The following is a 15445-nucleotide window of genomic DNA, read 5'->3' as shown; positions in this document are numbered from 1 at the left end:
CTTCTACTACAGAAATTAATAGTGCTGATGTATTTCCGGCTGATCATTTATAATTCAATATGAAACGAAACTGGTGAAGGAAACTTCACCAGTTTTTTTATTTACTAATATAGTTGGACAGTGGGGCTGTGAAAAGTTTGTGAAATTGTACAAATATTATTTGAGTTTCAATCGGAGTTATGTGATAATTGAAATGAATTCATAAAAAGTGAGGAAGGTGTGTATGAAGAAAATAGCTTTACGACTAGCAGCAATGATTATGTTGTTTGGGATTTTTGGATTCAATACAACTAGCATCGCTGAAGCAACACATCCAGATGTAATCACTGTTCAATATACTGATTTAACTCCACAACAGAAAGAAGCCATTCAAAACGGCGAACCAAATTATGAATTGCTCGATGGAGAACGCATTATTTTCGTATATGATTACAATAAAGAAGCGTGTCAATTACCAAAAACAGGAACAAACTCTTCGATGATTATGGTGAGTTTAGGAATCTTAGCGCTGACGGGTGCTGGGTATTTCCTAGTATCTAATAAAAACGGGAAGAAATTCATCTTAATCGTAGGATTAGTATTATCTGGAGTTGCAGCAAGCACAAGTTTAGTTTCTGCAGGGGCATCATTTGTGGAAGAAGATTGTACTATTTATATTGGTTATATTCGTGAAAATAGTACGACGACAACAACAGAAGCATCGACAACTGCGGAAGTAACTACAAGTGAAACAACTACAGAAGAACAGATAACAACGACGACAGAGACGACAACAGAAACGACAACAGAAACGACGACTACTGAAGAAACAACAACTGAACAAACGTATACGGTAGTACCAACTGATCATATTTAAGAGTCGTTAAAGTTGCGGAAGTTTTCGAAAATTTCCTCTTAAGTGACAAAAGTCGGGCTAAAATTCGAGCTACACTTTTGCAATCTAAAAATAGATACAGTAAAATATCTGTTATAAAAAAATAGGGAGGTATGGATTGTTTGAAAAAATCAATTAAATTAATTGTAGCAACTTTAATCACTTTAACAATTGGTGTAATGGTATCTTCAACTGCCCAGGCAGCGACAGTACACTATGTCGATTACGATAAAACAACTGAAAACGTTAGAAAAGAAATTAAACAAGGGAAACCAACTGAGGCTGATTTGAAAGATGGCTCGCATGCGGTTTATGTATATAGAAAGAATAATACTTGTGGTGTATCGATTCCAAAGCGAGGTCCAGAATTACCAAATACTGGTACAGTAGCAAACACTGTTTCAGCAGTTTTTGCAGTCGTATTAGTAGCAGGTGGTCTGTACTTAGTGAAATCAAACAAGATGCGCAACATTGCTAAAACAGTTTTAGTACTTGGTGGCTTAGGAACATTCTTTGCTTTCCAAGGAGAGGTTTTAGCAGCGGACAGCTCAATCTTAGGTCAAATCATTGAACAAATGAACTTAGACCCTGAGGAGATTGATTGTTATGACTACGTTGGATTCTATATTTCAGAAGAAACAACGACAGCAGGTTCGACGACAACTGTTGTGACAACAGAAGCAACAACAACGACTGAAACGACAACGGAAGAACCAACAACGACGACAGAAGAAACGACAACAACCCAAACTACAACGACAGAAGAGCCGACTACTCAAACGATGGCAACAACTTCGACAGAAGCTTATACAGTGGCGCCAACGGATCGTTTATAGAAATCATCAAAGATCGAAGATATATTCTTCGGTCTTTTTTTATGTAGAAACATGGAAATAAGTACAAAAAACATCGGATTACCACCGAACGAAAAACGGAAACATTTGGAAATAAACGTTCCTAAAAAGTTCCTTTTGAGGGAAAAAAGCTATAAATATGTTAAAAAGTATATAAGAAGATTGAAAATGTTTGAAATTTCTTCAAATAAACATTATAATTTAAACATAAAAATTAAGGAGGGAAAATCAGATGAAAAACAAATGGTTAAAACTATGTGCTGTAGTTATGATGTTATTTGCTTTTGTTGGAATGTCCGCTTCTAAAGTAGCGAATGCTGAGACTCCTGAAGTACAATCAGTAAATATTGCTGATTTAACAAAAGAACAACGTGAGGCAATTCAACCAGGAGAACCAACTGCGCCTGCACAAGCTGGGCAAGCGACATTATACGTTTATGAATTGGATAAAGGAAAATGCCCATTAGGCGACACTTTACCAAATACGGGGTCATCTTCGACAACAATTCTAGCGGTTTTTGGTATCGTATCATTATCAGGAGCAGCTTACTTTGTAGTATCAAATAAGAAAGCTAAGAAAACAATCTTAATGATTGGATTAGTAGCAGCGGGGACAGTGGCAGCAACAACTTCAGTTTCTGCAGCAACTCCATATGAACAAAGTCTAATCGACATGAGTTGTTATCGATATGTAGGATATATTCGTGAAGATGTTTCAATGACTACTGAAGCAACAACGACTACTGAAGCTACAACGACTACTGAAGCTGCGGCAAATGAAGAAGTGGTTACACCAGAAGAAGCTACAATAACTGTTGAAACAACAACGACTGAGACAACTACAACAACGACTACTGAATCAACAACTGCTGAACCAACAACAGAAACAGCAGCGACTCAATCCGTTGAGCCAATTACAGTAGCGCCAACAGACCACTTATAATATAAGAGGGAATACGAAGACTGACAAAGGTGACTTTGTCAGTCTTTTTTGATTAAGACTCTCTTAACATTTCGGTCTAGGCTCTTTCTCTTTATATTTGTTCTATGCTATAATGACGGGGAGACTAGAAAGGATGAGTTTATTTCATGATTACATTAAAATCAAAACGCGAAATTGACGCAATGGAAGAATCAGGTGCACTGTTAGCATCCATTCACGTGCAACTTCGTGATTTTATTAAACCGGGTGTCACTACTTGGGACATCGATCAATTTGTACAAAAGAAAATTGAAGAAGCGGGTGGTTCAGCACCGCAAATTGGATACGAGGGATATAAGTACGCAACATGCCAAAGTATTAATGACGAAATCTGTCACGGGTTCCCACGTCGTAAACCGTTAAAATCAGGAGATTTGGTAAAAGTGGATTTCTGTGTGGAACTTAAAGGCGCTTTATCAGACTCTTGCTGGAGCTATATTGTTGGAGAAAGTACTCCAGAAATTGATCATTTATATGAAGTAACAAAGAAAGCTTTATATTTAGGAATTCAACAAGCAAAAGTTGGCAATCGTATTGGGGACATCGGTCACGCGATTCAAACTTATGTTGAGAGTGAAGGGTTATCGGTTGTTCGTGACTTTATTGGACACGGAATTGGACCAACAATTCATGAAAGCCCAGCAGTTCCTCACTACGGCGAACCTGGAAAAGGCCTTCGCTTGAAAGAGGGAATGGTCATCACTATTGAACCGATGGTGAATACTGGTACTTGGAAAGCAGAAATGGAAAGTAATGGTTGGACAGCTCATACATTAGATGGTGGACTAAGCTGCCAATTTGAACATACATTGGCCATTACAAAAGATGGTCCACGTGTTTTAACATTACAAAAAGATCACGCAGAAGATGTGTTGAACTAAGGGAGGAAGCAAAAATGGCAATTTTAGTAACAGGTGGAGCAGGGTATATTGGTTCTCATACAGTTATCGAATTAGATAAAGCTGGATTTGAGGTTGTTATCGTTGACAACTTCTCAAACAGCTCACCAGAAGTGTTGAACCGTTTGAAAACAATCACAGGGAAAGATTTCCCTCTATATGAAGGCGACATTCTTGATCGTGATTTCTTAATATCTGTTTTTGAAAAAGAAAACATCGATTCAGTGATTCATTTCGCAGGCTTCAAGGCTGTAGGAGAATCTGTTGAAAAACCTTTAGAATACTACCACAACAATATTACTGGAACATTAGTGTTACTAGATGTAATGCGTCAATTTAATGTAAAAGATATCGTGTTCAGTTCAAGTGCAACAGTATACGGTATGAATAATGTCGTTCCTTTTAAAGAAGAAATGCCAACAAGCGCAACAAACCCTTATGGTTATACAAAAGTAATGCTTGAACAAATCTTAAATGACGTTGCTTTTTCAGATAGCGACTGGTCAGTTACAAACTTACGTTACTTCAACCCAATCGGTGCACATGAAAGTGGCTTGATTGGAGAAGCGCCAAATGGCATTCCAAATAACTTAATGCCATATATCACTCAAGTAGCTGTTGGTAAACGTGAATTTTTAAGTGTGTTTGGAGACGACTATGATACACATGATGGTACTGGTGTTCGTGACTACATCCACGTTGTTGACTTAGCTCGTGGACACGTACTTGCGGTTAAAAACAACGCCGCTCAAAAAGGTGCAAAAGTCTTTAACTTAGGAACTGGTATTGGATATAGTGTATTAGATTTAGTGAAAGCATTTATCTCAGAAAACGGAGTGGATATTCCTTATAAAATTGCACCTCGTCGTGCAGGGGATATCGCAACTTGTTATGCGGATGCTTCTAAAGCAAAAGAAGTGCTAGGATGGGTAGCAGAAAAGAATCTAAACGATATGGTTCGCGACTCATGGAACTGGCAAAAGAAAAATCCAGAGGGCTATTAGAAATATTTTTTAATACCGCTGAAAAAAGAATTAAAAGAACTCCTTTGGAGTTGTTATTATGGCAGAAATGGTAGGATACCAGCTTGAGCCTACGTCTCAAGCTTACCAAGCTTCAAAGGGAGAGTAGCGAATAATCGCAACTCTCCCTAATTCACATTGGTTATAAATTCCTACCATTGCCATAATAACTCCAAGGAGTTCTTTCTTTTGAATACCACCAAAGGGGTTCTAATAACCCTCTGTGGTGGGGAGAGGGATGGTGCTAAGACTTTGTTGGAGTTGTTATTGTGGCAAGAATAGTAGGATACCGGCTTGAGCCTGAGGTCTCAAACCTACCAAGCTTCAAAGGGAGAGTAGCGAATAAATCGCAACTCTCCCTAATTCACATTGGTTATGATTTCCTACTATTGCCACAATAACTCCAAGGAGTTCTTTTTTGCGTATTTCTAATAGTCCTCTGTGGAGAAAAAAGAAACAGCTATTACGATTGGGTTCGTAATAGCTGTTTTGTCTATTTTCTTACTCGTTTTAGTGCTTCTTTGAAGAGTGGGTAAACGATTGGAACTGCAACTACTGTGAAGATAGCTGATCCAAACGTTCCTGTAATTTTATTGATGGCTTGAATGAATGCTGGTGTTAATGCAAGGCCGCCGACAATCATCCCTCGTAAGAATGTGTATTTAATGATATTGACAATAATTTTTACAATGGCAGCAATAACACCCACCGCAATTACGTTTGCGGTTTTGTCATCTTTATCCATTGCTTTCTCGTATACAAGATGGATCACATAGCAGACGATTAATGATTCAAGAACAGTTTGCCAAGCAACATCGGCGTAATTGTTAAGGATGTCGAAAAGCCCAAGACCGATTGAAGCGGCGATTGCTCCTTGTTTTGTTCCGAAAAGTAAGCATCCAATTACTACAAGCGCGTTTCCAAAATGAACGAACTGTGTTGTGAATGGCATTGGGATTCTAAAGACGCTAACTCCCAAATAAATTAAAGCTGCGAATAAGCTTGTTTGAACTAAATCTCTTAAATCTGTATTTTTCATAATGACACCTCAATAGTAAATTTTGTTGTAAGCATTCCAAGTTTTTTCTCGATTGGAAGGCCAAATGGAATTTGTTCAGGTTGTTGGCTACCTAATTGAAGCACTTCGTCGATAAATTGTAATGTGAATGATAGTGCGTCTTCTATAGGCAATCCTTGTAGGATGCATGCAGTCGTAAGAGCGGCGAGGGTATCGCCTGTTCCGTAAAAATGATGCGGATACTTTGTTTTATAGAAATCAAAGAATGAATCCGTCTCTTTGGTATAAAGTTGAACACCTGTTAACTCTTCGCTATCAGGGCATCCCGTAATAATGACATGTTCTGGTCCAAGTTCGGCTAGTTTCTTAGCTAACTCCCTTGTAAAGTCCATCGTGATTTTTCCAGAAGGATACGCCGTTTCGGTTAATAAGCAAGCTTCTGTAATGTTTGGATAAATCACTTGAGCATATTGAATGAGTTTTCTCATCGCTTCAACATGTTCTTGTGTAAATCCGCTATACAGATTTCCGTTATCCGCCATAATCGGATCGACAAAAATTTGTGTAGATTTAGGCAGTTTTTCAATAGTATCTATCATTAATTCAATTTGTTCCGCATTTCGAAAATATCCTGTTAAAACAGCATCTGGTTTTAATTTCAATTCTTGCCATTGTTTTAAAGATTGCTTCATAAATTCGGTTTGCTCCGCAATCGCGATATTTTTGAATCCGCCTGTATGAGATGAAAGGAGCACCGTAGGCAGGAGCATCGTTTCAATTTGACAACAAGCAAAAATCGGGATAGCGGGAGCGAGTGCGACTTTGCCAATTCCAGGTAAGTCGTTTGCTAATAATATTTTTTTCATATCTATTCCTCGAGTTTCAATGTATCTGTATTGTAAAACGGGACAGGTGAGGATACAATAGGGATGAAAACTAACTGTACCGGTACAGTGGAGGTGTGTCATGTATCAATATCAGCAATTAGCAAATGCATTAAAAGAGGAAATATTAAGTGGAAATCTACAAAAAGGGGATAAACTTCCTTCTGTACGTGAACTAGTCGCAACCTACGGAGTAAATAAGGATACCGTACAAAGAGCCTTGCGTAGTTTAAAAGATGAAAGTTTTATTTATTCGAGAGAAAAAAGTGGCTATTATGTACTGAAAAATACAGAGCCGAAGCCATTGGAGGAGTTCGAAGAAGACTATTCTCAACTTCCGATTGAAGATTTGCGTATCTGTTTTAATCAATCGCTTGCCAGTGCGCATGATTTAAAGTTAACAAAAGAAGAACAAGCTTCTGGGATGGATGAATTGATTCAGGCATTAATGCCTATTTTAGAAGAGTATGGGGTGTATGCTACAAAGGAACAATTGGTCATAACGACTGGAACGCAACAAGCGCTCTATATTTTATTACAACTAATTCAGGGGAAAAAAGTATTGCTGGAGCAACCAACTTATGCAAGGATGAATGAGTTGGTGAAGCACTTGAACATTCCTTACGAAACCATTGAACGTCAGATGGATGGTGAAATTGATTTAAACCGATTAGAGGAATTATTTGCGAGTGGAGAGTTTTCGCTATTTTATACGATTTCCCGCTTTCATAATCCACTTGGTGGAAGTTACAGTGAAGCTACCAAGAAAAAAATTGTGGAACTAGCAAGCAAGTACTCAGTGTATATTATCGAAGATGACTATATGGCAGATTTTGTCGAGGGTAATGCGACGCCACTTCATTATTATGATATGGACGGACGTGTTATTTATGTTAAATCTTTCTCGTCCATTTTATTCTCAGCTTTGAAAATTGGAATTGTAGTGTTACCAAAAGAGTTAGTGGAGCCTTTTGCAATGCGGAAGTTATGGATGGATTACGATTCGAATGTGATGATGCAAAAAACATTTACGCTTTTTATTGAAAATGGAATGTTTTTGAAGCATCGTAAGGAAATGGTCGAAAATTATATTGAAAAAAGTAAACGCGCAAAGAAGTGGCTTCTATCATCAGGTGTCAGTGAAGGAATCCTTCATGGGACGCAATTGGTGTTTAAGAAAACGCCGACGATGGCTGACAAATTACAAGCGATGAACCTGAAAGCAAAACCACTTGATGAGTACTTTATCTCGAAAAATGCGCCATCATTGGAACGGTTTGATTTGGCTAAAATCCGCGAAATTTAGGTAAAAAGAAAGGTTAACAATTTAACTAAAAAATTTGCAAATCTCATTTTTATTTGGTATAGTAACTACAACAATAATCAATCTCTATAAGGGAGTAACTGGCAACCGAGCGTTGCGATAATATCAACAACAAGCGAATTCTCGCTGGTATTATCTTGAACAGTGAGACTTATGTTTGTTATCAATAGGATGATGGGCATAAGTCTCTCTTTTTATAGAAAAAGAAAAGGAGTGTATTTTGTTGGAACAACAAACAAAACACGTATATTTGCAGACGGTCGAAGATGTATTTAAAGAAGTACAGTCAAGTCCTTCTGGTTTAAGCTCTCAAGAAGCTGCATCAAGACTTGAAAAATACGGTGCGAACACATTACAAGAAGGTAAGAAAAAAACACTATTAGAAAAATTCGTGGATCAATTTAAAGATTTCATGATTTTAGTACTTTTAGTGGCGGCAGTTGTTTCGATGTTTGCTCACCAAGGCGACCCAGACCCAACGGATGCAATTATCATCTTAGCAGTAGTATTGCTTAACGCAGTTCTAGGGGTCTTCCAAGAGTCAAAAGCCGAGGAAGCAATCGAAGCGTTGAAGAAAATGGCTTCACCTGTAGCAAGTGTTTTACGTGATGGACACGTGGAACATATTAAAGGGGAAGACATCGTAGTCGGTGACGTTGTTATTCTTGAAGCTGGTGATGTTGTGCCAGCGGATATGCGTTTATTCGAAGTAAACACAGTGAAAATTGAAGAGTCAGCATTAACAGGGGAATCAGTTCCGGTTGATAAAGACTTAGTGATTCCTGCAGGGGATGAAGTGGGAATTGGAGATCGTACTAATATGGCGTTCTCAAGTACAAACGTAACTTACGGCCGTGCTGTTGGTGTGGTTACAAGTACTGGTATGAATACAGAAGTTGGTAAAATCGCTAATATGTTAGCGAACACTGAAGAAGGTAAAACACCACTTCAAGAAAACCAAGATGCTCTTGGTAAATGGCTAACAATCATGATTTTAGTGATTGCCGTGATTATCTTCTTGGTAGGGATGCTTCGAGGAAATGAATGGACTCATATGTTATTAACAGCGATTGCGATTGCCGTTGCTGCGATTCCAGAAGGGTTACCAGCCATTTCTACAATTATCCTAGCATTAGGAACTCAAAAAATGGCGCAACGTAACGCGATTGTTCGTAAATTGCCAGCTGTTGAAACATTAGGTGGTGTTGAAATTATCTGTTCGGATAAAACAGGTACATTAACACTTAACCAAATGACTGTTGAAAAAATGGTTTATGATAACGAAATCCATGATGCGTCAGAAGAAATTTCTAAAGACAACATCGCGCTTCGTGTAATGAACTTAGCCAACGATACTAAGATTTCTCAAGATAACTCATTATTAGGGGACCCAACTGAAACAGCAATGGTTCAATACGGTCTTGATAAAAACTATGATGTACGTGAAGAGTTAGTAAACATTCCACGTATTGCGGAAGTTCCGTTTGACTCAACACGTAAATTAATGACAACGATTCATCAATTAGAAGACGGTAAATATTTGGTTGCCACTAAAGGTGCTCCAGATATGTTATTAGACCGTGTAACGAAGATTGAAAAACATGGTGAGGTTTCTGCGTTTACTGAAGATGACCGCACAACATTAATGAAATTAAACAAAGAAATGGCCACTCAAGCGCTTCGTGTGTTAGCGATGGCATACAAAGTGATTGATACTCTACCTGAAACAGTGGACACAGATTCAATCGAACATGATTTAATCTTTGCTGGTTTAGTAGGGATGATTGACCCAGAACGTAAGGAAGCAGCGGCTGCGATTAAAGTAGCTCAATCAGCTGGTATCCGTACAATTATGATTACTGGGGACCACCGCGATACAGCCCAAGCGATTGCAAAACGTTTAGGCATCCTTCGTCCAGACCAAGAAGACGGAGTATTAACTGGTGGCGAATTAAACGATATTTCTGATGAAGAATTAGAACGTACTGTTGAAAATTACTCTGTATATGCTCGTGTATCTCCAGAGCATAAAGTTCGTATCGTAAAAGCTTGGCAAAAGAATGGTAAAGTTGTTTCGATGACAGGAGATGGAGTTAACGATGCTCCTTCACTTAAACAAGCCGATATCGGTGTTGGTATGGGGATTACAGGTACTGAAGTTTCTAAAGGTGCTTCAGACATGGTACTTGCCGATGATAACTTCGAAACAATCGTTGTTGCCGTTGAAGAAGGACGTAAAGTATTCGCGAACATCCAAAAAGCTGTTCAATACTTACTATCTGCAAACTTCGGTGAAGTAATGACAATGTTCGTTGCGACAATGGCTGGTTGGTCAATTCTAGAACCAATCCATATCTTATGGATCAACTTAGTAACAGACGTATTCCCAGCGATTGCTTTAGGTCTTGAAGAAGCGGAAGCAGATATCATGAACCACCCACCACGCGGTAAGGGCTCGAACTTCTTATCAAACGGTGTGTTACCAAGTATCTTCTACCAAGGTTTCTTCGAAGGTGGAATTACATTGTTTGTATTCTGGTACGCAACTCATATTGCTAATTGGGGGAACCCAGTTGGGGAAACAATGGCGTTTGCAACATTAGGTTTAATCCAATTGTTCCACGCCTTCAACGTGAAGTCAGTGTACAAATCACTTGGCACAGTTGGTGCGTTCAAGAACAAGATGTTTAACTACGCAATCCTAGTATCAGCCGTAATGCTTCTAAGCGTAATGGTGATTCCTGGATTAACAACTGTATTTGATGTAGCAATTCTTACAGCTGAACAATGGTTGTTCGTAGTTGGTGCAGCATTTTCAATCGTTCCAATCGTAGAAATTGCAAAAGCAATTATGCGTGCAATGGGAATGGATAAAGACTAATCTAATAAGTATAACGAAGAAAGGTTCACCTTGTGTGAGCCTTTTTTTCGTATGTATTAATAGAAGTAGTGAGTCTAGCTTTTATTCAACTGTGTATTTTGCTAAAATATTTCTATGTAGAATGGAGTGTGGGAATATGGTCATTACAAAAATTGAGGCTCAAAAGAAAAAAGGCCGTTACAATATTTATTTGAATGATACTTTTGCATTTGGTGTTGATGAGGCGACTGTTGTAAAATACGCTTTATTCAAAGGAACCGAATTAACCAAAGAACAAATTGATGAAATTCAACATGATGATTGTATTCAGCAAGCCTATCAAAAGGCTTTACATTTCTTGAATTTCAAGCTTCGTTCAACGAAAGAAGTCTATGAAAAATTAGAAAAATTAGAATTTGACGAAGATATTATTAATGAAGTGCTTGGAAAGCTGCATGAGCAGAATTTTATTAACGATACGTTTTATGCAGAAAGCTACTTAAATCAAGCTAAGTTTGTGACGTTCAAAGGGCCAAAGTCTGTTGTTTTTGATTTGCAAAAGAAAGGTATTAGCGATAAGGTCATTCAAACAGTGCTTGAAGGCTATACGCTAAAAGAGCAACTTGAAAATGCAATTCAAATTGCGCAGTCATATTTAAAAGGGCAAAAGCGGGTCACACCCAAAGTAGCTAAGCAAAAAGTAAAAGTGTTTGTGATGCAAAAAGGGTATTCGAAAGAAATCGCTGAAGAAGTGGTTCCGTTTTTATCGTTTGAAGCGCAAAGTGAAATGGAAGCAGAATTAGCAGTAAAAGAGATTGCGACGATTTACCGACGCATCGCAAAAAAATACGAAGAGAATGAATCGGCGCTCTGGTATCAAATCAAAGGGAAGTTGTATCAAAAAGGATTTACTTCTAGTGTGATTGAACAGGCCATAGCGCAGTTTGAAATGGAGAAAGCAGAATGGATTTAGCCGGTATTGGCGTAAAAATGTGGGACAAGAAGAAAATCGAGCGTTTCAGAAAGACGCTACTCGATTGGTATGACAAAGAAAAACGAGATTTACCTTGGAGAAGAACAACTGACCCTTATGCTATTTGGGTGAGTGAAATTATGCTTCAACAAACGCGAGTGGATACAGTAATTCCGTATTACGAGCGATTCTTAGCGACGTTTCCAACGGTTAAAGACTTAGCAGAGGCTCCCGAAGAGCTGCTGTTAAAATGTTGGGAAGGTCTTGGTTATTATTCGCGCGTACGCAATATGCAAAAAGCAGCGATACAAATAATGGAAGAATTTGGCGGAGTGTTCCCGAATACTTATGAAGGAATTCTCTCATTAAAAGGAATCGGACCTTATACGGCAGGTGCAATCGCCAGTATCGCTTTTGGATTACCTGAACCTGCAGTGGACGGTAATTTGATGCGTGTGATTAGTCGCTTGTTTGAGGTGAATTTAGATATTGGAAACCCAAGCAATCGTTGGGCGTTCCAAGAAATTGCAGAAATTTTAATTGACCCCGACCGGCCAGGGGACTTTAATCAGGCTTTGATGGATTTGGGTTCAGATATCGAATCGCCGGTGAATCCGCGCCCGGAAGAGAGCCCTGTGAAAGAGTTTAGTGCGGCGTATCAAAATGGAACGATGCATATTTATCCAATTAAGAAGCCGAAAAAGAAACCGACACCGATGAAATGGCGAGCGTTTGTTATTCAAGATGAAAAGGGACGTCTTTTAGTAGAGAAGAATACGCAAGCGGACCTGTTGAGTGGTTTTTGGCATTTTCCACTGATTCGTGATTTTAGTACGGTGGGAGAATCGATTGATTTATTCGAAGGAGTAGCCGAAGAAAATTCGACTTATGAAATAAACCAAAATATCCCGCTTGAAGTTCAGTTTGAAAGTCTTTATAAAATGAAGCTTCAACCAACTCGCATTTTACCGAAAACAGTGAAACATATTTTCAGTCACCAACGCTGGGATATTGAGTTGCAATGTGCAACGTTTTTGGGAACATTAGAACAGCATGCAACACGTACGCTCCAATGGGTAACAAAAGAAGAAATGGCGCAACTGCCACAGTCAAGAGTACAAGGGAAGATGTGTGAATTACTCGCTTCGCAAGAACTTTTATAAGGAGAATCACAGCTAATCTGATTTTTGTTCACAGAATGGTAGAAATATGCTATACTACTAATGATTTGAAATAACTAAGAGTTTACTCTTAAATAGATATAGAAAGTTGGATATAGTGGTGCAGAATCCCAGAGAAGGAGAATTCATCACTGTCAAGAGTTATAAACATGATGGTAGTCTTCATCGCACTTGGCGCGATAGCATGATTTTGAAGACAAGCGATCAAGCAATTATCGCTTGCAATGATCATACTCTTGTGACTGAGTCCGACGGTAGAAGATGGTTGACGAGAGAGCCAGCGTTATTGTATTACCATAAGCATTATTGGTTCAATGTCGTAACGATGATTCGTCAAAAAGGAATTTCTTACTATTGTAATCTTGCTTCACCTTATGTGTTAGATGCAGAAGCTTTGAAATATATTGATTACGATTTAGATATCAAGATTTTCCCGGATGGCGAAAAGAGATTGCTAGATGTCGATGAATATGAATTGCATCGCCGTCAAATGCATTATTCAAAAGAGATTGATCAAATCTTGAAGGCAAACGTTGAGATTCTTGTGGATTGGATCAATAACAAAAAAGGGCCGTTCTCGCCTGAATATGTCGATTTATGGTATGAAAGATATATTCAATTAACCTATCGTAAATCATAACTCATGATAGCTGAGTTGAAAGAGCAAGTAGCTAAGGCTGCTTGCTTTTTGTTTTTGTGGGATAAATTTTGAAAACTTTCTATCAATAGATGGGTACTTTTGGTAAAATAAGGATAAAGCTAAGGAGGGATTCCCATGTCAAAAATCAAAGAGTTACAACTGAGTTCAGATATCCGTGGTATTGCTATTGGAACAGAAGAGTTTGATGCAACGTTAACGGTAGAAGAGAGTCGTTTAATCGCGAGTGCTTTTGTAAAATGGCTACAGAAACGTTATCCATCTGAAGTGGTGACGGAATTAGTTGTTGGGGTTGGTAGGGATAGTCGCATTAGTGGTCCGGACTTAACAAGAGAATTTATTCAGGTGTTGTCGGCTTTTGGTGTTCAGGTAATTGATTTTGAGATGGCGACAACTCCAAGTATGTTTATGGCAACGCAGTTTGAAGAGTTTAACTGCGACGCAACCGTGATGTTCACAGCCAGCCATTTGCCTTTCTATTATAATGGTTTGAAATTCTTCACACGTGAGGGTGGATTAGAAGCAAGTGATATTCGTGGCATCATTGATTTAGTAGACGAGAAAGAAGAAGTCCCCCAAGTACCTGTTTCTACTATAGAAGTAAAAAGTATTTTTGAACGATACAGCCGTCACTTGGTAGAGTTGATTCGTAAAGGGAGCGGGAGCGAGAAAGAAAAACCGCTCGAAGGTCTTCATATTATTGTAGACGCTGGAAATGGTGCTGGTGGTTTCTATGCGGAAAAGGTGATAGAAGTATTAGGTGCTAACACGAAAGGTTCACAGTTCCTAGATCCTGATGGAACATTCCCAAATCATATTCCAAACCCAGATAATAAAGAAGCGATGGAAAGTATTAAGAATCAGGTGCTTGCGGTCGGTGCGGATTATGGTGTGATTTTTGACACCGATGTGGATAGAGCTGCAGTCGTTACAGGAGATGGAGAATTATTAAATAGAAACAACTTGATTGCTGTTCTTAGTGTAATTGCCATTAGTGAACACCCTGGAACTACAATCGTGACGAACTCACCTACAACTGAACACTTGAAGAGATTTATTACAGAACTAGGCGGCCATCAATATCGTTATATTTCTGGGTACCGTAATGTTATCAATAAAGCTATCGAGTTAAATAAAGCTGGTACGGATTGTCAATTAGCGATTGAGACTAGTGGACATGCAGCCTTTAAGGAAAATTACTTCCTAGATGATGGCGCGTATGTAGTGGCGAAGATTTTAATGCTTCTTCCAAGATTGCTTGAACGCGGAGAAACATTGGATTATTTAATCAAACAATTAGTACAACCAAAAGAAGTTGTTGAAGTTCGCTTTAAGATTGAAACAGAAGATTTCAAAACTTATGGCAATGAAGTGATTAAAGAATTTCCACAGTGGATTCCACAAGGCTGGGGTGTGAACCTGGAAAACGAAGAGGGGGTTCGTATTGATTTCAAAGGTGAGTACGGAGATGGATGGTTATTATTACGCATGAGCTTACATGAACCGCTACTCGTTCTTCAAATTGAAAATGATTTAGTTGGATATCAAAAGAAGATTCTAGAAACGATTCAAAAAATAATGAACCGTTATCCAAAAATCAATCAAAGTAAGCTCGAAGCTTTACTAAAATAGAAGGCTAAAAAAGATACAGTTTGCAGATTCTGTGAACTGTATTATTTTTTTTAGAATTCTACATCTTTTCAGTTGCAAACCTTCTTTGGTTATGATAAATTAATATCACTGTTGAGCGAACGTTCGCTTATAAAACAGTTTCAAAAAACTTTGAAAAAGTTCAATGAAATCTGTTGACAGTGAAAATGTCCTATGATAGGATATAGAAGTTGTTGCAAAAACAACGATTGACCTTTGAAAACTGAACAAAGAAGACGAACCAAATGTGTAGGGACTTCATCTTC

Annotated in this window: 13 protein-coding genes; 11 read left to right on the top strand and 2 right to left on the bottom strand. The window is 38.4% G+C overall.

The annotated features are described in order from the left end of the window. The first annotated feature begins 223 nt into the window (after positions 1 to 223). From O3798_RS08370 to galE, 5 genes are all read left to right on the top strand, one after another. On the top strand, positions 224 to 856 hold the full coding sequence (locus O3798_RS08370) for an LPXTG cell wall anchor domain-containing protein (protein WP_371464269.1): 633 nt from the start codon (positions 224 to 226) through the stop codon (positions 854 to 856). A 140-nt stretch (positions 857 to 996) separates the two neighbouring features. Further along, positions 997 to 1710: an LPXTG cell wall anchor domain-containing protein gene (locus tag O3798_RS08365; protein WP_371464268.1), complete on the top strand. Its 714-nt coding sequence runs from the start codon at positions 997 to 999 to the stop codon at positions 1708 to 1710. Between the two features lie 250 nt (positions 1711 to 1960). Further along, positions 1961 to 2671, top strand: a complete 711-nt coding sequence (locus O3798_RS08360) for an LPXTG cell wall anchor domain-containing protein (RefSeq protein WP_371464267.1) — start codon at positions 1961 to 1963, stop codon at positions 2669 to 2671. Between the two features lie 146 nt (positions 2672 to 2817). Continuing rightward, positions 2818 to 3591, top strand: a complete 774-nt coding sequence (map, locus tag O3798_RS08355) for a type I methionyl aminopeptidase (RefSeq protein ID WP_371464266.1) — start codon at positions 2818 to 2820, stop codon at positions 3589 to 3591. A gap of 14 nt (positions 3592 to 3605) precedes the next feature. After that, positions 3606 to 4613, top strand: coding sequence for a UDP-glucose 4-epimerase GalE (galE, locus tag O3798_RS08350; RefSeq protein ID WP_048711974.1), 1008 nt, complete (start codon positions 3606 to 3608; stop codon positions 4611 to 4613). A gap of 511 nt (positions 4614 to 5124) precedes the next feature. On the opposite strand, the gene O3798_RS08345 is transcribed toward galE, so the two are convergent. Both O3798_RS08345 and O3798_RS08340 read right to left on the bottom strand, forming a co-directional pair. Next, the gene (locus tag O3798_RS08345; protein ID WP_371464265.1) at positions 5125 to 5670 is read right to left on the bottom strand and encodes an ECF transporter S component; all 546 of its coding nucleotides are present in this window, start codon (positions 5668 to 5670) and stop codon (positions 5125 to 5127) included. Further along, the gene (locus O3798_RS08340; protein ID WP_371464264.1) at positions 5667 to 6515 is read right to left on the bottom strand and encodes a pyridoxamine kinase; all 849 of its coding nucleotides are present in this window, start codon (positions 6513 to 6515) and stop codon (positions 5667 to 5669) included. The genes O3798_RS08345 and O3798_RS08340 overlap by 4 nt, the downstream gene beginning before the upstream one ends. Before the next feature lie 100 nt (positions 6516 to 6615). Here O3798_RS08340 and O3798_RS08335 point away from each other — a divergent pair, with 100 nt between their 5' ends. The 6 genes from O3798_RS08335 to O3798_RS08310 all read left to right on the top strand — a co-directional run bounded on the left by O3798_RS08335 (position 6616) and on the right by O3798_RS08310 (position 15161). Continuing rightward, positions 6616 to 7839: a PLP-dependent aminotransferase family protein gene (locus O3798_RS08335; protein WP_371464263.1), complete on the top strand. Its 1224-nt coding sequence runs from the start codon at positions 6616 to 6618 to the stop codon at positions 7837 to 7839. 241 nt (positions 7840 to 8080) lie between these two features. Further along, a complete protein-coding gene (locus O3798_RS08330; RefSeq protein ID WP_371464262.1) occupies positions 8081 to 10738 on the top strand; it encodes a cation-translocating P-type ATPase in 2658 nt (885 codons plus the stop codon). A gap of 136 nt (positions 10739 to 10874) precedes the next feature. Next, complete coding sequence (locus tag O3798_RS08325; RefSeq protein WP_371464261.1) at positions 10875 to 11690, top strand: RecX family transcriptional regulator; 816 nt, start codon at positions 10875 to 10877, stop codon at positions 11688 to 11690. Then, on the top strand, positions 11681 to 12853 hold the full coding sequence (mutY, locus tag O3798_RS08320; protein WP_371464260.1) for an A/G-specific adenine glycosylase: 1173 nt from the start codon (positions 11681 to 11683) through the stop codon (positions 12851 to 12853). Before O3798_RS08325 ends, mutY begins: the two co-directional genes overlap by 10 nt. A gap of 118 nt (positions 12854 to 12971) precedes the next feature. Then, positions 12972 to 13511 carry a DUF402 domain-containing protein gene (locus O3798_RS08315; RefSeq protein ID WP_048711662.1) on the top strand — a complete coding sequence of 180 codons (540 nt, stop codon included), beginning with the start codon at positions 12972 to 12974 and terminating at the stop codon, positions 13509 to 13511. Positions 13512 to 13646: 135 nt separating this feature from the next. Further along, positions 13647 to 15161, top strand: coding sequence for a phosphomannomutase/phosphoglucomutase (locus O3798_RS08310; RefSeq protein ID WP_371464259.1), 1515 nt, complete (start codon positions 13647 to 13649; stop codon positions 15159 to 15161). The last annotated feature ends 284 nt before the right edge of the window (positions 15162 to 15445 follow it).

The organism is Granulicatella sp. 20925_1_45 (assembly GCF_041433555.1).
Taxonomy (GTDB): Bacteria; Bacillota; Bacilli; order Lactobacillales; family Aerococcaceae; genus Granulicatella.
Note: the sequence above shows the minus strand (reverse complement) of the source record. Positions and strands in the feature narration are given on the sequence as shown.